At 53.4% G+C, this 18,879-nt stretch carries 18 protein-coding genes; 10 read left to right on the top strand and 8 right to left on the bottom strand.

Annotation, left to right across the window (positions count from 1 at the left end):
• Positions 1–3: 3 nt before the first annotated feature.
• The gene (gene grxC, locus ACVLVH_RS21995) at positions 4–258 is read right to left on the bottom strand and encodes a glutaredoxin 3 (RefSeq protein WP_007885328.1); all 255 of its coding nucleotides are present in this window, start codon (positions 256–258) and stop codon (positions 4–6) included.
• An 18-nt stretch (positions 259–276) separates the two neighbouring features.
• Entirely contained in the window at positions 277–708 is a 432-nt protein-coding gene (locus ACVLVH_RS21990; RefSeq protein WP_008109709.1) for a rhodanese-like domain-containing protein, read from the bottom strand.
• A 249-nt stretch (positions 709–957) separates the two neighbouring features.
• Here ACVLVH_RS21990 and envC point away from each other — a divergent pair, with 249 nt between their 5' ends.
• The 3 genes from envC (at position 958) to ACVLVH_RS21975 (ending at position 4,366) form a co-directional block, all read left to right on the top strand.
• A complete protein-coding gene (gene envC / locus ACVLVH_RS21985) occupies positions 958–2,259 on the top strand; it encodes a murein hydrolase activator EnvC (RefSeq protein ID WP_192237029.1) in 1,302 nt (433 codons plus the stop codon).
• 3 nt (positions 2,260–2,262) lie between these two features.
• Positions 2,263–3,159: a divergent polysaccharide deacetylase family protein gene (locus tag ACVLVH_RS21980; RefSeq protein WP_192415316.1), complete on the top strand. Its 897-nt coding sequence runs from the start codon at positions 2,263–2,265 to the stop codon at positions 3,157–3,159.
• Positions 3,160–3,289: 130 nt separating this feature from the next.
• Complete coding sequence (locus ACVLVH_RS21975) at positions 3,290–4,366, top strand: glycosyltransferase family 9 protein (RefSeq protein WP_110868201.1); 1,077 nt, start codon at positions 3,290–3,292, stop codon at positions 4,364–4,366.
• Between the two features lie 94 nt (positions 4,367–4,460).
• Here the strand turns inward: ACVLVH_RS21975 and ACVLVH_RS21970 are convergent, their stop codons facing one another.
• From ACVLVH_RS21970 to rfaD, 4 genes are read right to left on the bottom strand one after another with little or no spacing between them, the layout of a single operon-like run.
• Positions 4,461–5,360, bottom strand: coding sequence for a WaaZ-like lipopolysaccharide core biosynthesis protein (locus tag ACVLVH_RS21970; RefSeq protein ID WP_192415314.1), 900 nt, complete (start codon positions 5,358–5,360; stop codon positions 4,461–4,463).
• Positions 5,361–6,323 carry a lipopolysaccharide heptosyltransferase RfaC gene (rfaC, locus tag ACVLVH_RS21965; RefSeq protein WP_192415312.1) on the bottom strand — a complete coding sequence of 321 codons (963 nt, stop codon included), beginning with the start codon at positions 6,321–6,323 and terminating at the stop codon, positions 5,361–5,363.
• A gap of 2 nt (positions 6,324–6,325) precedes the next feature.
• The gene (gene rfaF / locus ACVLVH_RS21960; protein WP_192415310.1) at positions 6,326–7,369 is read right to left on the bottom strand and encodes an ADP-heptose--LPS heptosyltransferase RfaF; all 1,044 of its coding nucleotides are present in this window, start codon (positions 7,367–7,369) and stop codon (positions 6,326–6,328) included.
• Positions 7,370–7,386: 17 nt separating this feature from the next.
• Positions 7,387–8,319, bottom strand: coding sequence for an ADP-glyceromanno-heptose 6-epimerase (rfaD, locus tag ACVLVH_RS21955; protein ID WP_192415308.1), 933 nt, complete (start codon positions 8,317–8,319; stop codon positions 7,387–7,389).
• Between the two features lie 231 nt (positions 8,320–8,550).
• Between rfaD and ACVLVH_RS21950 the strand changes: the two genes are divergently transcribed.
• Together ACVLVH_RS21950 and tdh are read left to right on the top strand one after the other, a co-directional pair.
• Positions 8,551–9,759, top strand: a complete 1,209-nt coding sequence (locus tag ACVLVH_RS21950) for a glycine C-acetyltransferase (protein WP_110868205.1) — start codon at positions 8,551–8,553, stop codon at positions 9,757–9,759.
• Positions 9,756–10,784 carry an L-threonine 3-dehydrogenase gene (gene tdh, locus ACVLVH_RS21945; RefSeq protein WP_101760674.1) on the top strand — a complete coding sequence of 343 codons (1,029 nt, stop codon included), beginning with the start codon at positions 9,756–9,758 and terminating at the stop codon, positions 10,782–10,784. The genes ACVLVH_RS21950 and tdh overlap by 4 nt, the downstream gene beginning before the upstream one ends.
• A gap of 35 nt (positions 10,785–10,819) precedes the next feature.
• Here the strand turns inward: tdh and ACVLVH_RS21940 are convergent, their stop codons facing one another.
• The gene (locus ACVLVH_RS21940; RefSeq protein WP_498950036.1) at positions 10,820–11,902 is read right to left on the bottom strand and encodes a glycosyltransferase; all 1,083 of its coding nucleotides are present in this window, start codon (positions 11,900–11,902) and stop codon (positions 10,820–10,822) included.
• 205 nt (positions 11,903–12,107) lie between these two features.
• Between ACVLVH_RS21940 and ACVLVH_RS21935 the strand changes: the two genes are divergently transcribed.
• Positions 12,108–13,073 (top strand): polysaccharide deacetylase family protein, encoded by a 966-nt coding sequence (locus tag ACVLVH_RS21935; protein WP_192415306.1) that lies wholly within the window; start codon positions 12,108–12,110, stop codon positions 13,071–13,073.
• Here ACVLVH_RS21935 and ACVLVH_RS21930 read toward each other — a convergent pair.
• Positions 13,054–14,085 (bottom strand): glycosyltransferase family 9 protein, encoded by a 1,032-nt coding sequence (locus ACVLVH_RS21930; RefSeq protein ID WP_192415304.1) that lies wholly within the window; start codon positions 14,083–14,085, stop codon positions 13,054–13,056. The genes ACVLVH_RS21935 and ACVLVH_RS21930 overlap by 20 nt on opposite strands.
• A gap of 165 nt (positions 14,086–14,250) precedes the next feature.
• Between ACVLVH_RS21930 and ACVLVH_RS21925 the strand changes: the two genes are divergently transcribed.
• From ACVLVH_RS21925 to waaA, 4 genes are all read left to right on the top strand, one after another.
• Positions 14,251–15,240, top strand: a complete 990-nt coding sequence (locus tag ACVLVH_RS21925; protein WP_192415302.1) for a glycosyltransferase — start codon at positions 14,251–14,253, stop codon at positions 15,238–15,240.
• 73 nt (positions 15,241–15,313) lie between these two features.
• A complete protein-coding gene (gene rfaQ, locus ACVLVH_RS21920) occupies positions 15,314–16,390 on the top strand; it encodes a putative lipopolysaccharide heptosyltransferase III (protein ID WP_192415300.1) in 1,077 nt (358 codons plus the stop codon).
• Complete coding sequence (locus tag ACVLVH_RS21915) at positions 16,383–17,516, top strand: glycosyltransferase family 4 protein (RefSeq protein WP_192415299.1); 1,134 nt, start codon at positions 16,383–16,385, stop codon at positions 17,514–17,516. Before rfaQ ends, ACVLVH_RS21915 begins: the two co-directional genes overlap by 8 nt.
• Positions 17,517–17,601: 85 nt before the next feature.
• Entirely contained in the window at positions 17,602–18,876 is a 1,275-nt protein-coding gene (gene waaA / locus ACVLVH_RS21910; protein ID WP_101760684.1) for a lipid IV(A) 3-deoxy-D-manno-octulosonic acid transferase, read from the top strand.
• The last annotated feature ends 3 nt before the right edge of the window (positions 18,877–18,879 follow it).

Here is an 18,879-nt window from a genome sequence, read left to right as displayed (position 1 = left end):
AAGTTATGCCTGGAGTAAAGGATCAAGTCCCTGACGCCCATCCAGCGCGTAAAGATCGTCACAGCCGCCAATGTGCTGCGCATCAATAAAAATCTGTGGCACCGTAGTGCGGCCGCTGCGTTGAATCATCTCTTCACGTTTCGCCGCGTTCCCGTCAATGGGAATCTCCTGGAACGACACGCCTTTCTGATCCAACAACGCCTTTGCACGGTGGCAATAAGGACAAGTGACTTTGGTGTAGATCTCTACATTCGCCATACGGTTACCTCTGAGAAGTTATTTACCGCGCACCAGTGGCAGATTTTCACCACTCCAGCCGCTCACGCCATCTTTCAGAACGGAGACTTTTTCAAAACCCGCTGCGCTCAATTTCGCTGCAGATTCACCCGCACTTTGACCGGTCGCGCAAACTACAATTATGTGCTGTGACTTGTGCTTTTCCAGCTCGCCAAAGCTCTCTTTTTTGATGTCTGCTGCCGCTACGTTGATAGCCCCAGAAATGTGTCCTTTGCGGTAATCGTCACGTGAACGCACGTCTACCACCACCGCGTCCTCTTTGTTTATCAGGTGGGTAGCTTCACCACGGCTGATAGTTTTTACTTTAGAGAACATACCTTTAACGGTGGTCACAATCACGAGAACGAGTAAAGCGACCCATGCCAGACTGAGGATGGGGTGATTGCTTGCAAACTGCATAATTTCTTGCATGAGGGGTAACGACTCCAAACCGGGCTGATAAGCTAAAACAAGGGTTCTGAGTATACCTGCGCCACTTCGCATGTACAGTCGCTAAGGGGACAGAGTTACGATTTGTGCGTCATTTTCCAAAAAAAGTGTTCTAATCCCAAAATTAAGACAAAGTTTATGCCGGTAAGCTCGGTACAGACATTTTTAGTAAAGTAAAACCCGGCCGGGCTAACTGGTAAGCGGCTGTTCATCGTGGAATAATTATCGACTATGAAGGGAAAAGCGACCGTTACATACACAAGGACCCGTTACAACGGCACTGCGCTTCCGTTGTCATTTCGCTGGTCCGAAATCTCCCTGAGTCTGCTTCTGGCGGGCACATTATTACTTCCTGCCGCTGCACGCAGTGCGGATGACAGTAAAACGCAGTTGAAGTCCATTCAGCAGGACATTGCCGAGAAAGAAAAGAGCGTTAAAGCGCAGAAAGTGCAGCGCAGTAAGTTGTTGGATCAGCTGCAAAGCCAGGAAAAAGTGATTGCGCAGGCCAGCCGTCAGCTGCGCGAAACGCGTAACAGCCTCAGCACGCTTGAGGGTGAAATCGCGCAGGTCACCTCTTCTATCTCGCGGCTGGAAAAGCAGCAAGCACAGCAGGAAAAACTGCTGGCACAACAGCTTGATGCCGCCTTCCGTCAGGGACAGCATAATGGTCTGCAGTTGCTGCTCGGAGGCGAAGAAGCCCAGCGCAGTGAGCGCATTCTTGCCTATTTCGGCTATCTCAACGCCGCACGCCAGAAAAACATCGACGATCTCAAACAAACCCAGCAGCAATTAGCGGAACAGCGTCAATCATTGCAGGGCAAACAGGAGCAGCAAAAATCGTTGTTGGCCCAGCAGCAGACGCAGCAAAGCAAGCTGGAAGTCGCCAGCGCGGCGCGTAAGAAAACGCTCACCATACTGGAAAGCTCGCTGGAGAAAGATCAGGCGGACCTGGTTGAAATGCGTGAGAACGAAAGCCGCCTGCAAAGCAAAATCGCTAAGGCAGAGCGTGAAGCACGCGAACGTGCGGAACGCGAAGCGCGCGAGGCGGAAAAAGTGCGTCAGCGTCAGGCGCAGGCGAAAGCCAAAGGATCAAGTTATCAGCCAACGCAGAGTGAGCGCGAGCTGATGGCGCGTACCGGCGGATTAGGCAAGCCCGGCGGGCAAGCGGTTTGGCCGGTACGGGGACGTATTGAACATCGCTTCGGTGAATCGATGCAGGGCGAATTGCGCTGGAAAGGTCTGGTCGTCGATGCGCCAGAAGGTACCGAAGTGAAAGCCATCGCTGATGGACGCGTATTGATGGCCGACTGGCTGCAAGGCTATGGTCTGGTTGTCGTTCTGGAACACGGTAAAGGTGATATGAGCCTTTATGGCTACAACCAAAGCGCACTGGTGAGCGTGGGTGCTCAGGTGAAGGCAGGACAGCCTATCGCCCTTGTGGGCACCAGCGGCGGCCGCGGCACGCCTTCGCTCTACTTTGAAATCCGACGCCAGGGACAGGCCGTCAATCCACTACCGTGGTTAGGAAGATAAGTTTTGTTTCAACCCTCTAAGCTCTCGGCCGCCCTATGCGGCCTGTTTCTGTCACTTTCCGCCCATGCGGGAAAACTCTCTATCGTGATCGATGACTTTGGTTATCGGCCAAAAGAAGAGAATAAAGTGCTGCAGATGCCCACCGCGATTTCCGTTGCGGTCCTGCCGAATGCGCCCCATGCGCGTGAGATGGCCACCAAAGCGCATCAGGGTGGTCGCGAAGTGCTGATCCACCTGCCGATGGCACCGCTTAGCAAACAGCCGCTGGAGAAAGACACGCTGACGCCCGAGATGAGCAGCACGGAAATCGAGCGGATTATTCGAGAAGCCAGCGGCAAAGTGCCTTTTGCGGTTGGCCTGAATAACCATATGGGCAGCAAAATGACCTCCAGCCTGCCCGGCATGCAGAAAGTGATGCAGGTGCTCAATCACTACAACTATTACTTTCTCGATAGCATGACGATTGGCAATAGTCAGTCGATCCCAGCCGCGCAAGGTACCAACGTTAAAGTCCTGAAACGCCGCGTGTTCCTTGATGATAGTCAGGATGAGGCTTCAATCCGCGCGCAGTTTACCCGCGCGGTGAAACTTGCGCAGCGCGATGGTTATGCCATTGCGATTGGTCATCCGCATCCGACGACGGTGCGCGTCTTGCAGCAGATGCTGCCGACATTGCCAGCCGATATCACGCTAGTGCGGCCAAGCCAGTTGCTGAATGAGCCGCTGCATCAGGGTGCGACTCCGCCGCCATCCAAAACCCAGCCGCCACGCTTCCGTGCGCCAGGCGTGTGTAAGCCGGGCAAACCATTGCCGCCCGTGCCGCAGCACTATGCCGTTGAGTTGATTAGTGAAAGCATTGCGCAAAGCCCATTGTTCAAGCATTTAGAGTCTTTGTTCTAAATTAAGTCAAAGTGCAAACCGGCCTTAACGTTAGCCTCTATACGGGGCTGATGTTTTTTTCGTTATAATGGCGAAATTATTTTTTGCTATGGCTGTCGAATAGTCAGATTCTCTAGGGTAAGCCGTATTAATGAAAAAACGTTGGAAAATAAATCTAATTAACTCCGTGCTGAGTCTGCACGCTAAACTGAGCCAAATCGACAGAAATAAGTCCCCGCTGAGCGCGACCCATGAGTTCGAGCGCATCGTTATTTTTTCGACGACGGCATTAGGTGACCTGCTGTTTAACACACCAGCAATAAAAGCGATTAAGCGCCGTTATCCATCCGCCAAAATCATGCTGGTTTCCAGCGATAAAAACCGTGATCTGGTTGAAGACAGCGAATGGTTTGATCAAGTGGCTATTTGGGACAATAAAATTGTCCGCGCGCCTAATCTGATCAGGAAACTACGCCGCTTCAAACCTGACCTAACGCTGCTACTGCACTCCAGCTTAGGCTACGATATTCTTTGCGCGCGGTTAAGCGGCTCAAAATATCTGGTTAGAGATAATTTCGGTAGCGATAATCCTGTATTTAATCATTGGCTTGATCTCTACTCACCGCGAGCAGAATCACACATTATTCAACGTAAACTGAATCTTATTGGTTCATTAGGCTGTGACACCACTGATATCCGCATGGAATTTCCTATAAAAGTTGATGATGGTCACCAGCAGGAAAGCTCAACCATTGTCGGTTTCCAAATGGGCGCATCAGGTGATAACCGTCGCTGGCCCGTGGAACACTTTGCACAATTGGCAGAGCGTATTTTTAGCCACAGTCCAGAATCCACTTTGGTTCTGACTGGAGCCGGCCAGGATCGCCCGATCGAAAGCGCCTTCTTTGCACTACTGCCAGAAAAGTATCATCATCGGGTCACTTCATATATTGGCAAAACGCGTCTGCCCGAACTGCTTCAGCTTATTAAGCGAATTGATGTATTGATAACGGGCGATACGGGACCATTACATATTGCTGTTACCGCGCAAACGCCGACGGTAAGTCTGTATGTGGGTGCCAATCCTCGCCATACTGGACCTTATCAGGATCTGGATATTCACCAGATAATCCGTATTGAGCCTGAGGAAAATGATGACCCACAATTTCCTATGCGGAAAATCAATGTGGAACAGGTCTATAACGCAGTGTTGAAAACGTTAAATTGATAATATATACCAGGTTTTAATGTGAAGCCTGGTATAGTTTTTTAGAAATTAGAAAAATAAAAAAGAATAAATAGATTTCAGGTTGTGATCTATTTTAAAAAATAGCTTCTGGTGTAGTCTTCTCAAAAATATTCTCATCAAGAGCACTTTCTAATGAAAGGTTATACGCTTTAATCCCCGCTCGTTCTAATTCCCGGCTTGCATGGATAAAGGCGGGTTTAATAACCGCGCTAAAGTTAGATTCAAGTAGGCTTGGAAGCTTATCATTGTCGCTTTCATAAAAGCGCGGCGCTGAAAAATTATTCATATCAACGCCAGCTAATAAAATACGACTGGCACCCAGCCAGACGGATATCTGCAAGGCCCAATAAGCAACCGTGCCGGCATCGAAAACCCCCTGACAAATATCCCAGGAAAAACCAGAGATGAATGGCGTTTCAGAGAGTGAGATCCCCATTTTCCCCTGATAATTGAGGGCATACTCTTCAGGGCGAACGATACCTCTGAATACTTTAAAGCTGAGATCTTCAATAATTGCCAGGCGGCACTTAACGTCCCGTAAATCAGCGCGCTGCAAGATATCATTGAAGCAGTGCACGGTTGTAAACAGAACCAGCTTTTCATCATTAATAATATCTGTGACAAGATCGAATCTTTTATCGATAAATCCCCGATCGACGATGACATAATATGCAAAGGTAATTCTATCGCGCAGATTATAGGCGCCATTAACGCCCACGAATGTGGTGCTGGCAAGTTTCTCAATGTCTAATGATTTAACCGAAGGGCCAGTAGCCAGGATTGTCACATCTCCCGTTATCGTGGCACGCAATGCGATGAGATCCTCAATCTTAACTTGCTTTCCCCAGTAGCTTAGCCGCTGAATATTATCGGTTTTGGCTCGGCGAATCTTAATATGGGGCCACAAGTTTTCGTTATGTCTCAATGCCCTTGCATGAGTATAACGATAGATTTGTTTAAAAATTGAGGTCATTCAGAGCAGTTCCTTCAATTTTTCCATAACCATCTCGGCCGTAATTGCCTGCATGGTACCATCGCTTGCTTTTAATTCATGCTGATTCTTGCCATACCCGCCAATCAGTCCCGGATCGGTGGGACCAAATAGCGTGATATTCGGACGATCCAGCGCTGCCGTCAGATGACTTAAACCGGTATCTACCGACACCACCGCGCGCGCGCCAGCTAATTCTTGCGCTACCTGCTCCAGCGTTAACTTAGGCAATACCTCAACATGGTCGAAGCCTTCGGCCAGACGCTGTGCGCGTTGATGTTCATGCTCTGCGCCCCACGGCAATTTCACGCGCAATCCTGTTGGCTGAACTAACTCAATCAGCGCACGCCAGTGTGACTCCGGCCAGTGTTTGTTATCACGCGTGGTAGCATGCAGAAACACCAGATAAGGCTGCGTGTCATTGGGCAGCGTAGAGCGGAAATGGCCGGCAATCGCGTAGTCGCCCTGCGTTGCAGGCTTTCCATAGCCGAGGCTTTTGGCAAACAGCTCGCGCGTACGTTCGACGGCATGCTGTTGCTTGTTGATTTCATGGCGTTTGTCATACCACCAGCTGGCGAAAGGTTCGCGTGCGCTGCGGCTGTCCTGCCCGTGCTTCTCGCCTTTTGCCAGGCGCGTTACCAGCGCGGCGCTTTTGATCAAACCTTGTGCATCCAGCACTACATCATACTGACGCGATTGCAGCTCACGCTTAAATTGCACACGCTCTTCACGCTGCTGACTACCGAACCAGTGCTTGCGCCAGCGGCGAATCGCCACCGGCATTACTTTATCCACCGCCGGATGCCAGGCGGGGATTTGAGCGAAGTTTTCTTCAACCACCCAATCAAACTTGATGCCAGGAATCGCCTGCATCGCATCCGTGAGCGCGGGCAAGGTATGCAGCACGTCTCCCATCGAGGAGGTTTTAACAATCAAAACGTGCATCTTTACTCCTGCACCGGATGCAACAGCGCGCTCAGTTCCTGATGGACGCGCGCTGGCTGAATATCAATCAGGCTCTGGTGATAACCTTGTTCGGCATCACCTTTGCGGACTTTGTGATAGCCGGTGATCAAACGAATAATGCGCGCCTGCTGAGACAACGGCGGAGTGAAGTCCGGGCTGCTTGGGCCATACAGCGCCACCAGCGGACGATTAAGCGCCGCAGCGATATGCATCAGGCCGGAATCGTTACTGACCACCGCCGCACAGTTCGCCAGCAGAATCACGGCTTGCTCAAGTTGCGTTTCACCCGCCAGATTTTTACAGTGCGCACGCGCCGCTTCTGACAGCGTCTGCACAATGGTGTCACCGGTTTCACGATCTTTCGCCGAACCGAACAGCACCACCTGATAACCTTCGCCAATCAGCTGCTCTGCCAGCGCGGCATAATGATAATGCGGCCAGCGCTTCGCCGGGCCAAACTCTGCGCCCGGACAAAATCCAATCACTGGACGATCGGCTGACAGCGCAAACTGCGCCGCCGTCATCCGCTTTTCATCGTCATCGACACGTAATTGCGGCCACAGCAACGGCTGCGGCAGCTGCTGCGCGGAAGCAACCGGTTTGTCATAGCCGAGCGCCACATAGCGCTCAACCATCAACGGAAAGGCCGCTTTGTCCAGCACGCGGACATCATTCAACACGCCATAGCGCATCTCGCCGCGCCAGCCGGTGCGACGTTTGATCCCGGCGAAAAACGGCACCAGCGCAGATTTGAAGGAGTTCGGCAGCACATAGGCGCGGTCATAGCCGCTGGCCTGCAGGGTTTTCCCCAAACGACGACGCTCGCCCAGCGCCAATGCGCCGTGGCCGAGCGGCATCGCCAGCGCCTGATTCACTTCCGGCATACGCGACAGCAATGGGCGGCACCAGGCCGGCGCCATCACGTCGATCACCGCTTCAGGATGCTCAGCCTTGAGCGTGCGATAGAGACTTTGCGACATCATCATATCGCCGACCCATGATGGGCCAATAACCAGAATTTTCATCGCTGCTGCCGGTTTCCTTATACGTTACGGTTCAGCCAGGCCATATATTCGCCCACGCCTTGCGCAACGGTTTTGAACGGCTTGTCATAACCGGCTGCACGCAAATTAGTGAGATCGGCTTGGGTAAACGCCTGATAACGGCCTTTCAGCTTGTCCGGGAACGGAATGTATTCAATCTGGCCTTTCTGATGGAAGTTCAGCACCGCATCCGCCACTTCCTGGAAAGATTCAGCACGGCCAGTTCCGCAGTTGTAGATACCGGAAACGCCGTTTTCCCAGCACCACAGATTTACCGCAACCACGTCATCAACATGGATGAAGTCGCGGCGGAAATCGTCGCTGCCTTCGAACAGTTTTGGATTTTCACCGTTGCTAATTTGCGTATTGAGGTGGAACGCGACGCTCGCCATGCCGCCTTTGTGGCCTTCACGCGGACCGTACACGTTGAAGTAACGGAAGCCGCACACCGGTGAGTCTGCTTCAGGCAGAATCTGGCGCACGTAGTGATCGAACAGCATTTTTGAGTAGCCGTACACATTCAGCGGCTGCTCGTACTGACGCTCTTCGATGAAGTTCTCATTGCGGCCGCCGTAAGTGGCAGCAGATGAGGCGTAGAGGAACGGGATTTCGCGCTCGAGGCAGAAGTGCAGCAGATCTTTCGAGTACTGATAGTTGTTATCCATCATGTACTTGCCATCCCACTCGGTGGTTGCGGAACACGCACCTTCATGGAACACGGCTTCGATGGGGCCGAGATCTTCGCCAGAAATGATGTAGCTGAGGAATTCCTCTTTATCCATGTAATCGGCGATGTCGAGATCCGCCAGATTCACGAACTTGGTGCCATCCTTCAGATTATCCACCACCAAAATGTCGGTCAGACCGCGGTTGTTCAGCGCTTTAACAATGTTGCTGCCAATCATGCCAGCGCCACCGGTTACGATAATCATATGCTTTGCCTTTAAAGAGTTGGGGGGAAACAGGAGGTTTCACCCACGAATGCCTATCATCATAACATTTCAGCCAGACGCAGGCAGCCAGATGACGCCGTATGCGCTGCACAAATCCTGTTCGCAGCGTGAACTATGCTGCAAAACCGAGATATTGATGGCTGAAATGTCGTTGATTCGCTTTTCGATCAGTAATATGTGCCAAATATTTGCTATCTGAGGAGCATAATCATGTCCAGTCAGTTTTATTCGCAAATTCGTCAACAACTTGAGACAACACGTCAGGACGGATTGTTCAAACAAGAACGCACCATCACGTCGGCGCAGCAGGCAGAAATCAACGTAGCTAACAGCCCGCCCGTCATCAACTTCTGCGCCAATAACTATTTGGGTTTAGCTAATCATCCGGCATTGATCCAGGCGGCGAAAGACGGCATGGATACGCACGGTTTTGGTATGGCCTCGGTGCGCTTTATCTGCGGCACGCAGGACATCCACCAGCAGCTGGAACACAAGCTGGCCGCGTTCCTCGGCATGGAAGACGCGATTCTGTTCTCGTCCTGCTTTGATGCCAACGGCGGCCTGTTTGAAACACTGCTCAGCGCCGAAGACGCGATTATTTCAGATGCCCTTAATCACGCATCGATCATTGATGGCGTGCGTTTGTGTAAAGCGCAGCGCTATCGTTACGCCAATAATGACATGAGTGAGCTGCGTGCGCGTTTACAGGAAGCACGCGACAAAGGCGCGCGCCACATCCTGATTGCCACCGATGGCGTGTTCTCGATGGATGGCGTGATTGCCAATCTGCAGGGTATTTGCGATCTGGCCGATGAGTTCGATGCGCTGGTGATGGTCGATGATTCCCATGCGGTGGGCTTTGTGGGTTCTGCCGGACGCGGCACGCACGAATATTGCGGCGTGATGGATCGCGTCGACATTCTGACCGGCACGCTGGGTAAAGCGCTGGGTGGCGCATCGGGCGGCTACGTGGCGGCGAAAAGAGAAGTGGTTGAGTGGCTGCGTCAGCGCTCGCGTCCGTATCTGTTCTCCAACTCGCTGGCGCCTGCGATTGTGGCTGCCTCGCTGCGCGTGCTGGAGCTGCTGAGTGAAGGTGACGGTTTGCGCCAGCGTCTGTGGGAAAATGCCCGCTTCTTCCGCGAGAAGATGACTGCCGCAGGCTTCACGCTGGCTGGCGCCGATCACGCCATCATCCCCGTAATGCTGGGCGATGCCAAAGTGGCGCAGCAATTTGCCAGCCTGTTGCAGCAGGAAGGAATCTACGTCACAGGCTTCTTCTATCCGGTGGTACCGCAAGGTCAGGCACGTATCCGCACGCAGATCTCTGCCGGACATACGCAGGCGCAGCTGGAACACGCCGTGGCGGCCTTCACCCGTATTGGTCAACAGCTGGGCGTTATTTCAGGAGCAGGGAAATGAAAGCACTCGCCAAATTAAAAGCCGAAGAAGGCATTTGGATGGTCAAGGACGCGCCAATACCTGAACCCGGCCATAACGACCTACTGATTAAGATTCGTAAAACCGCTATCTGCGGTACCGACGTGCACATCTACAACTGGGATGACTGGTCGCGCAAAACCATTCCGGTGCCGATGATCACCGGCCACGAATATGTGGGTGAAGTGGTGGGAATGGGCCAGGAAGTTAAGGGCTTTGCCGTTGGCGATCGTGTTTCCGGTGAAGGCCACATCACCTGCGGCCATTGCCGCAACTGCCGCGCTGGACGCACACATCTGTGCCGCAATACGGTAGGCGTTGGCGTCAATCGTCAGGGCTGCTTTGCCGAATATCTGGTGATTCCGGCGTTTAATGCCTTCAAAATTCCCGACAACATTTCTGATGAACTGGCGGCGATTTTCGATCCCTTTGGCAATGCGGTGCACACTGCGCTGTCGTTCGATCTGGTGGGCGAAGATGTGCTGATCTCCGGTGCCGGGCCAATTGGCATCATGGCGGCGGCGGTGTGCAAGCACGTCGGCGCGCGCCATGTGGTGATCACCGACATCAACGACTATCGCCTCGATCTGGCGCGCAAAATGGGCGTAACGCGCGCTGTCAACGTGGCGCAGGAAAATCTGCGTGATGTGATGGCCGAACTCGGCATGACCGAGGGTTTTGATGTCGGTCTGGAGATGTCTGGTGCGCCACCGGCGTTCCGCACCTTGCTGGAGGTAATGAACCACGGCGGCCGCATCGCGCTGCTGGGCATTCCGCCGGGCGAGATGTCCATCGACTGGAATCAGGTGATCTTTAAAGGCTTGTTCATCAAAGGCATCTACGGCCGCGAGATGTTCGAAACCTGGTACAAGATGGCCGCGCTGATTCAGTCCGGCCTCGATCTCACGCCTATCATCACCCATCGCTATCACATCGATGAGTTCCAGCAGGGCTTTGATGAGATGCGCTCGGGAAGATCCGGCAAAGTGGTGTTGAGCTGGGATTAAACACTCATAAAAGGGAGCAATGCTCCCATTTATGATTATTCGGCCAGCGCCAGATAGCGCTGGCAAATGACCTTGGTATCAAAAGCAGCGAACTCACCAGCATGGAGCTGAGGTGGGGACTGATAAATCTCCAGCATCTTTTCTGCCACAGATTCAGGTGTTAAATCCGCCAGTCCGCGCGCCAAATCGCCTTGTAGTAACGAAGCTGGCCCACCCGGACAGCGCGTACTCACCACCGGCGTGCCGCACAGCATCGCTTCAATCAGGACATTACCAAAACCTTCGCTGTCCGAGCTGACTATCAGCATTGTTGCCCGGCTAATCCACGCATAAGGATTGAGCGTAAATCCCTGAAAGATGACGCGATCCGCAATACCCAACTGCTGGGCCAGCGTCTGCAGCGCAGCTGTACGCTGCGGTGATCCCTGGCCTAATAACACCAGCGGCAGCGGTATGTTGCTCAGTGCATAGGCTTGCAACAAGCGATCATGACGTTTGGTTTCGTGAAATCGCCCCACATGGACCAGAAATCCTTGCGGCGGCACATCAGCCGGCTCGGCTGCACGTTGCATAATATCTTCGATATCGAACGGATTACCAATCACGGCCTCGCGCGCCGGCGTAACCGCAAAAGCAGTCTTTAGGTCTTCCACCACAGCAGCAGAGACGCCAATCACGTTGCGTGCCTGATAAACACGGTGAATTTTGCGTGCTTTTAACCAGCGCGATAGTCCCGCACGATGGCCCAGATAGGAGGCGGAGAATACACCGTGTAGACAAAACCAGGTTTTACGAGGCAAGAGCGTCCGACAACGGCGCACAATACGATCGGTTTTGTGTAAATGAGATACCACTAAATCGAACTTACCGGCGCGCTGTTCTGCCCGCAGAACAGCATCATTCAGCAATCTGGCGCGACGCGTTAATTCGGTCAGCTTGCGCCAGGGCTGACGATTCGTATCCTGGATGACCTGATAATCAACGCCGTCAGGCAAAGGGTAATCGCATACTTTGCGCAGCGAAAACAGCGACACCCGATGTCCCAACTCAAGCATACCGGTCACCAACGTCAGCACGACTTTTTCGGCTCCACCGCCCGGTAAACCATCAATCACCATCAGTATGCGCTTTGACAAAATGCTCCACCTGTCTGATTTTAAAACTCTGTTTGACTAAATATTGCCGCGTGAATCTTAACGCAGTCTGCTAGCAAATCCGATTTTTCACGGCGCTATTTTCGCTCTAAGCATCTGCAGCAATTAGTTTTGCGTCACTGAAAAGCACAGCGTAACATTGCGATTTTATTGGCCTCAGGCGGCAAACATGACCCGGCATGCTTTCCTTATTACCATAGACACCGAAGGCGACAACCTTTGGCGCAATCATCGCTCCATCACCACTGAAAATACCGGCTATTTGCCACGCTTTCAGGCTTTATGTGAGCGCTATGGTTTTAAACCTACCTGGCTAACCAACTATGAAATGGCAACGGATCCTGCTTTTGTCGAATTCGGCAAAGATGTGATTGCACGCAAGCAGGGCGAAATTGGCATGCATCTTCACGCCTGGAACAGCCCACCGGAAGCGCCACTCACCGATGATGACTGGCGCTGGCAACCTTTTCTGATTGAATATCCCGATGCAGTACTGCGGGATAAAGTTGCCTATATGACTGATCTGCTGGAGGAGAAGTTCCAGACAAAAATGCTCAGCCATCGTGCCGGACGCTGGGCTTTTGATGAGCGCTATGCGGCGATCTTAACTGAACTGGGCTATAAGGTTGACTGCTCCGTCACACCGCGCGTTAACTGGGCCTACACCCGTGGTGCGCCGCAGGGGAAAGGCGGCACGAACTACACTCACTTCCCGCATAAACCTTATTTTATCGATCCTGACGACATCTCACGCAGCGGTCACTCCTCGCTGCTCGAAATCCCCATGAGTATTCAATACAAGTATTCACCGCTGATGAATACGGTCAAACAGGGTCTGTACCGCTTACGCGGCAAACAAAAGAGTCCTGCCGTTTATTGGTTACGTCCATCAGGCGGGAATCTGGCTGACATGAAACGCGTGGTTGAAATGTCGCTGGCCGAAGGCCAGGATTACGCCGAGTTTATGCTGCACAGCTCAGAATTTATGCCTGACGGCAGTCCAACGTTCAAAAACCAACAGGATATCGAGCGACTGTACGAAGATTTAGAAGCGTTGTTTAGCTGGTTAGCCCCCCGCTTCGTCGGACAAACACTGTCGGAGTATCACGACAACTTCAAATTGCAACAGGCTTAACGCTGAGTTGCTGCCATGCTTCCCATACTGCTTCTGGCGAGACATCCTGACATTCGCCCGAAGCGGTCTGCATGATCCGGTATTCCCCTGACCACGGATGCCACCGGCTGGCATTGGTATCACCAAAAAACACCACCTGCTTTTTGTGCAGCCCGGCGGCAAGATGCATCTGCCCGCCATCGCTACACAGAATCTGCTCACAGCGATCAAAACCCGCCACCAGTTCGCGCACAGATGCGGTGGGATAGCGCGCCACACGCGGCGAATTGACCAACTGCATCAGCTCATCGGTGCGTACTGCATCGCCTTTATCATTGAAATCAAGCGTTCCCTGCGGCGACCAGAATACCAGCACGCGCGCCTGCTCATCTTCCAGCAGCTTATTGATAAAGGCCGCATAGGATTCAACCGGCCAGCGGCGCTTTGGGCTGCGGCTACTGATGTGCACGCCGTAAACCTTGCCCAATGAGGGGAACAGAGCGCTGATGCGTTTGCCAGCTGCTTCACGTTCGCTGGTGGAGAGATAGAGATTCACAGCGGGTATAGCAGGCGGCGTGCTGGTTAGCGCAGAGAGATAAGAGTAAGTGTGTTCAACCTGATGCTCGCCGTGGAAATCACTTTTCTGGAACGGATGATCAAGCTGTGCGTCATTCTGAGCCGCGCCAATCACATTCCCTGCACCGGCCATTTTCGCCAATCGCAGACTGTATTTACACGGCACAGGATTCGCCAGAATGGTCGCATCAAAGCGCGTTTTACGCAGCGCCAGCATGACCTTTATTCGCTGCCAATAGACACCTAGCGTGGTTTCGTTTTTAGCGCGGTGCTTGGCTTTCTTGTAAACATACAGGCGATCAACATGCGGATTATGGCTCACCACATCCTCAGCAACTTTGTTTACCAACAAGGTCAGTTTTGCCTCGGGAAAGGCCCGTTTTAACCCTTCCAGTAGCGGGGTGGTACACACCATGTCGCCAATGTTATCGCGCCTAATCACGAGAATATTTTTCATGCTGATGCCCAGATTGAGGAGCGTTGTCTCGCTTATCCACTAAGACAAACTCAAAAAAAATGCGGAAAACCAGGGAACAAAAGGCTTTTGACCATTAATGTGCAAAAAGTTCTGAATTCCCTACTAATAATTGATGTAATAAATTTGTAAATTATTAGATGAACAATGTCGCAAACTATCCCTTTGCTCTCGGTCATCACGCCCCTGTTCAACGCTGGTGTGATGTTTGAGACGTTTATGAATTCGCTACTGGCTCAAACTCTCACCTCACTGGAAATTATCATTGTCGATGATGGTTCCACTGACGGTTCGGGGGAGCGTGCTGATGCTTATGCGCAGCAGCATCCCCATGTTCGCGTTATCCATCAGACCAATGGCGGCGTATCGCGCGCGCGTAATGCGGGCTTAGCGGTGGCGCGCGGTAAGTACGTTTCGTTTCCGGATGCTGACGACACCATGGATGCCGCGATGTATCAAACGCTGGTTGAGATGGCGGAGCGCGACAACCTTGATGCTGCACAGTGCAACGCGGAATGGTTTTTCAAAGCCAGCCAGCAAGTAAAACCGCTGATTCCGCTCGATCGCCTCACCAGCACCGAGGTACTGAGCGGCCCTGAGTGGCTTAATAAGGCGCTGCAAACGCATCGCTACATGCATGTGGTTTGGCTGGGCATTTACCGCCGAGAGTTGATCAAACAGCTCAAACTCTACTTTGAACCCGGCCTGCATCATCAGGACATTCCATGGACCACCGAGTTCATGCTCAACGCACAACGTGTGCGTTACACCGATAAAGTGTTGTATTGCTACTACATGCATGATGCTTCCATCAGCAACCGTAAGCGCACCGGCCAGCGTAACGTGGAATATCAGCGTCACTACCTGAGAATCGCGCAGTTGCTGGAAGAGCTCAATGCACGCTACCGTCATAAGGTAAAAATCTACCCGGCATTTCACTACCAGATTACGCATGAGGCGCTCAGCGTCTGCCACTGTATCCGACGCGAACCCGAAGAGAGCGCACGTCAGGCGATGATTGCCGATCTGTTCGCTACGCAAACTCACAGGCGCATGCTGCGTAACGCGCGCGGTATAAAGCAATGGTATCAACTGCTGCTGTGGCTAAGCCGGATTTACCGCTGGCGCAAGAAATAAGCGCCGCGTCCGGCTTTCACGCCTTTGGGGTTTGCCTTACAATCAGCTGACTGAATTCTGAGATCATTTGAGTATGGCAAGCCCGATTCCAGACCAATTTGCACCGAAAAATATTCTGCTGATCAAGCTGCGTCATCACGGCGACATGCTGCTGACCACGCCCGCGATAAACGCGCTGCGCCAACGCTATCCTCAGGCGAACATCGACGTTCTGCTCTACAAAGAAACCCGTCCAATGCTGGAGGCGCACCCGGCCATTCGCCAGTTGCACATCATCGATCGCAACTGGAAGAAGGAAGGCGGCTGGCAGAAATTCCGGCATGAAATGGCCCTGCTTTCCGCGGTGCGCGCGTGCCATTATGACCTGGTGATTAACCTCGCCGATCAGTGGCGCAGCGCCATCATTACCGGATTCTCTGGCGCGCCGGTGCGTATTGGTTTTGCCTTCCGCAAACGTGATAACGCCTTATGGCGCTGGATGCACAACCATCTGGTCAGTACGGAAGATCATCATCAGCTGCATACGGTTGAACAGAATATGGCCGCGCTGAAGCCGCTGGGCATCAGCGCCGCCGGCGCAAAAGCCTCGATGCATTTCAGCACAGCCGATCAACAAAAAGTGCAGGATGTACTGGCTCATCATGCGGTGAAAATGCCGTTTGTTGTGCTGCAACCCACTTCACGCTGGCTGTTTAAATGCTGGGAAGATGAAAAAGTCGCACAGCTAATTGATGCGCTCGCTGCCGAAGGCCGCACCGTGGTACTGACGGCGGCGCCGGACCAGAAAGAAATGGCAATGATCGCCAATATTCAGTCGCTGTGTCGCAGCCACAATGTGGTGTCGCTGGCGGGAGAATTATCCTTGCCGCAGCTGGCGGCGCTGATTGACGCGGCACAGCTGTTTATCGGCGTAGATTCTGCGCCGATGCACATGGCCGCCGCGCTGGAAACGCCGTGTCTTGCGCTGTTTGGACCGACCAAGCTGCAACACTGGCGTCCGTGGGGCGATCATAATCGCGTGATTTGGGCCGGTGATTACGGCCCGCTACCCTCGCCAGACGACATCGATACCAACACGCAACAGCGCTATCTTTCTGCCATTCCCGTTGAGGATGTGGTGGCTGCCGCCCGGAGTTTTTTGCATGAGTAAGTTACGCCTGGCGATTGTCCGGCAGAAATACCGCCCAGACGGCGGCGCTGAACGTTTTATTTCGCGTGCGCTGGAAGCGCTGGATAGCGAGCAGCTCGATCTCAATATCATCACTCGCAGCTGGCAGGGCACGCCGAATCCGGCCTGGCATCTGCACATCTGCAATCCAGCGAAATTCGGTCGCATCTCGCGCGAGCGCGGTTTTGCGTGTGCCGCGCGTGCATGCTGGGAACGCGAAAAGTTCGATATTGTGCAAAGCCACGAACGCATCGCCGGTTGCGATATCTTTCGTGCCGGTGATGGCGTGCATCGCGTCTGGCTGGAGCAGCGCGCGCGCATTGTGACGCCGTGGCAGCGCTTAAGCGCCCGCCTTAGTCGTTATCATCGTTATGTGTTACAGGCGGAAGCCGATATGTTCAACGCGCCGTCGTTGAAAGCGGTGATCTGTAACTCAGAGATGGTGAAACAGGATATTTTGCGTCATTTCAGGCTCGATGCCAGCAAGATCCATGTGATTCACAACGCGATTGATAGCCAACGCTTCCAGCCAGCCAGCGAAGCGCTGCGTCATGCAGCACGTCAGCAGCTCAAACTGCCGCAGGATGCCACGGTGATGATTTACGTGGGTTCGGGTTTTGAGCGTAAAGGCTTAAAAGCGGCGATTGAAGCGGTGGCGAAAAGCGATCGCTATCTGGTGGTGGTCGGCCAGGATAAGCAGCTGTCGCGCTATCAGCAGCTGGCAAACCAGCTCAATTGCCTCGATCGCTTACGCTTCGTCGGCGTGCAGCAGGACGTGCAACCGTTCTACCATGCAGCCGATGCGCTGCTGCTGCCTACGCTTTATGATCCCTTCCCAAATGTAGTGCTGGAAGCGATGGCTTGCGGCCTGGCGGTGATCACCAGCACCGGCTGCGGCGGCGCAGAGTTTATCACTGCGGGTCAGGAAGGTTTTGTCTGCGATGCATTAGATATCAACGCGTTAAACGAAGCCGTGCTGGCAACACCGGCGCTTTCACACAATTCTGCCATGGGCGAAGCCGCACGTCGCAGAATTGAACCTTATGGTCCGCAGCGGCTGGCGCACGCGCTGACCTCGCTGTATCAGCAAGTGCTGCAGACCAGCTGACGAAGTGGTATGAGCAGGCGGTTAATTTCTGATAACATGCCGCCTTTCATCTGTTTTTTGACGCGATTCTGTCGTAACGGTAACTATGACGACTCTATACACAGCCTTGCTCTACCTGATTCAGCCACTAATCTGGTTGCGCCTGTGGCTGCGCGGTCGAAAAGCACCGGCCTATCGTAAACGCTGGGCAGAACGCTACGGCTATTGCAGCGGAAAAGTGCTGCCACATGGCATTGTGCTGCACTCGGTTTCCGTCGGCGAGACGCTGGCGGCAGTGCCGCTGGTGCGCGCGTTGCGCCACCGCTATCCAACGCTGCCGATTACCGTCACCACCATGACGCCAACCGGCTCCGAGCGTGCGCAGTCCGCGTTTGGCAAAGATGTACACCACGTTTACCTGCCCTACGATCTGCCAGGTTCGATTAACCGTTTCCTCGATACCGTCGATCCGCGACTGGTGATCATCATGGAAACCGAGCTGTGGCCAAACATTATCCGTATTCTGCATCAGCGCAAGATTCCGCTGGTAATTGCCAACGCGCGCCTATCTGAGCGCTCGGCCAAAGGCTACAAGAAACTCGGCGGCTTTATGCGCGACCTGCTGCAGCGCATCACGCTGATTGCCGCGCAAAACGCCGAAGATGGCGACCGTTTCCTCAGCCTTGGCCTGAAACGTTCGCATCTCACCGTTACCGGCAGCCTCAAGTTTGATATCTCCGTAACGCCAGAGCTGGCGGCAAAAGCGGTCACGCTGCGTCGTCAGTGGGCGTCGCGTCGTCCGGTGTGGATCGCCACCAGCACTCACGAAGGCGAAGAGGCAATTGTGCTCGATGCGCATCGACGTCTACTGCAGCAGTTCCCCGATCTGCTGCTGATTTTGGTGCCGCGCCATCCGGAACGTTTCAAAGATGCCTGCGACCTGACACAAAAACGCGGCTTCAGCTTTATCCTGCGTAGCAGCGGCGAAATTCCATCAAGCTCCACGCAGGTGGTGATTGGCGACACCATGGGCGAGCTGATGATGCTGTACGGCATCGCCGACCTCGCCTTTGTTGGCGGCAGCCTGGTTGAGCGCGGCGGCCACAATCCGCTGGAGCCGGCAGCGCATGCCATTCCGGTGCTGATGGGCCCGCACATCTGGAACTTCAAAGATATCTGCGCCAAGCTGCAGCAGGCCGAAGGGCTGATTACCGTTACTGACGTGGTATCGCTGCAGAAAGAAGTCGCTAACCTGCTGCAGGATGACGATTATCGCCGCTATTACGGCCGTCATGCTGTGGAAGTGCTGCATCAAAATCAGGGCGCATTACAGCGTCTGCTACAGTTACTCGAACCTCACCTACCGCCGCGAGCTCACTAATTC

Source organism: Kluyvera sp. 1366 (assembly GCF_054823405.1).
This window is presented reverse-complemented; position numbering and strand designations above follow the sequence as displayed.

Excerpts from the sequence above, each read along its gene's own strand:
- ACVLVH_RS21930 (WP_192415304.1), bottom strand. The coding sequence starts at position 14,085 with ATGAAAAATATTCTCGTGATTAGGCGCGATAACATTGGCGACATGGTG.
- grxC (WP_007885328.1), bottom strand. The coding sequence starts at position 258 with ATGGCGAATGTAGAGATCTACACCAAAGTCACTTGTCCTTATTGCCAC.
- rfaQ (WP_192415300.1), top strand. The coding sequence starts at position 15,314 with ATGGCAAGCCCGATTCCAGACCAATTTGCACCGAAAAATATTCTGCTG.
- rfaD (WP_192415308.1), bottom strand. The coding sequence starts at position 8,319 with ATGATTATCGTAACCGGTGGCGCTGGCATGATTGGCAGCAACATTGTT.
- ACVLVH_RS21970 (WP_192415314.1), bottom strand. The coding sequence starts at position 5,360 with ATGACCTCAATTTTTAAACAAATCTATCGTTATACTCATGCAAGGGCA.
- ACVLVH_RS21915 (WP_192415299.1), top strand. The coding sequence starts at position 16,383 with ATGAGTAAGTTACGCCTGGCGATTGTCCGGCAGAAATACCGCCCAGAC.
- ACVLVH_RS21935 (WP_192415306.1), top strand. The coding sequence starts at position 12,108 with ATGACCCGGCATGCTTTCCTTATTACCATAGACACCGAAGGCGACAAC.
- tdh (WP_101760674.1), top strand. The coding sequence starts at position 9,756 with ATGAAAGCACTCGCCAAATTAAAAGCCGAAGAAGGCATTTGGATGGTC.
- ACVLVH_RS21925 (WP_192415302.1), top strand. The coding sequence starts at position 14,251 with ATGTCGCAAACTATCCCTTTGCTCTCGGTCATCACGCCCCTGTTCAAC.
- ACVLVH_RS21975 (WP_110868201.1), top strand. The coding sequence starts at position 3,290 with ATGAAAAAACGTTGGAAAATAAATCTAATTAACTCCGTGCTGAGTCTG.
- ACVLVH_RS21990 (WP_008109709.1), bottom strand. The coding sequence starts at position 708 with ATGCAAGAAATTATGCAGTTTGCAAGCAATCACCCCATCCTCAGTCTG.
- waaA (WP_101760684.1), top strand. The coding sequence starts at position 17,602 with ATGACGACTCTATACACAGCCTTGCTCTACCTGATTCAGCCACTAATC.
- ACVLVH_RS21940 (WP_498950036.1), bottom strand. The coding sequence starts at position 11,902 with ATGGTGATTGATGGTTTACCGGGCGGTGGAGCCGAAAAAGTCGTGCTG.
- ACVLVH_RS21950 (WP_110868205.1), top strand. The coding sequence starts at position 8,551 with ATGTCCAGTCAGTTTTATTCGCAAATTCGTCAACAACTTGAGACAACA.
- rfaC (WP_192415312.1), bottom strand. The coding sequence starts at position 6,323 with ATGCACGTTTTGATTGTTAAAACCTCCTCGATGGGAGACGTGCTGCAT.
- rfaF (WP_192415310.1), bottom strand. The coding sequence starts at position 7,369 with ATGAAAATTCTGGTTATTGGCCCATCATGGGTCGGCGATATGATGATG.
- envC (WP_192237029.1), top strand. The coding sequence starts at position 958 with ATGAAGGGAAAAGCGACCGTTACATACACAAGGACCCGTTACAACGGC.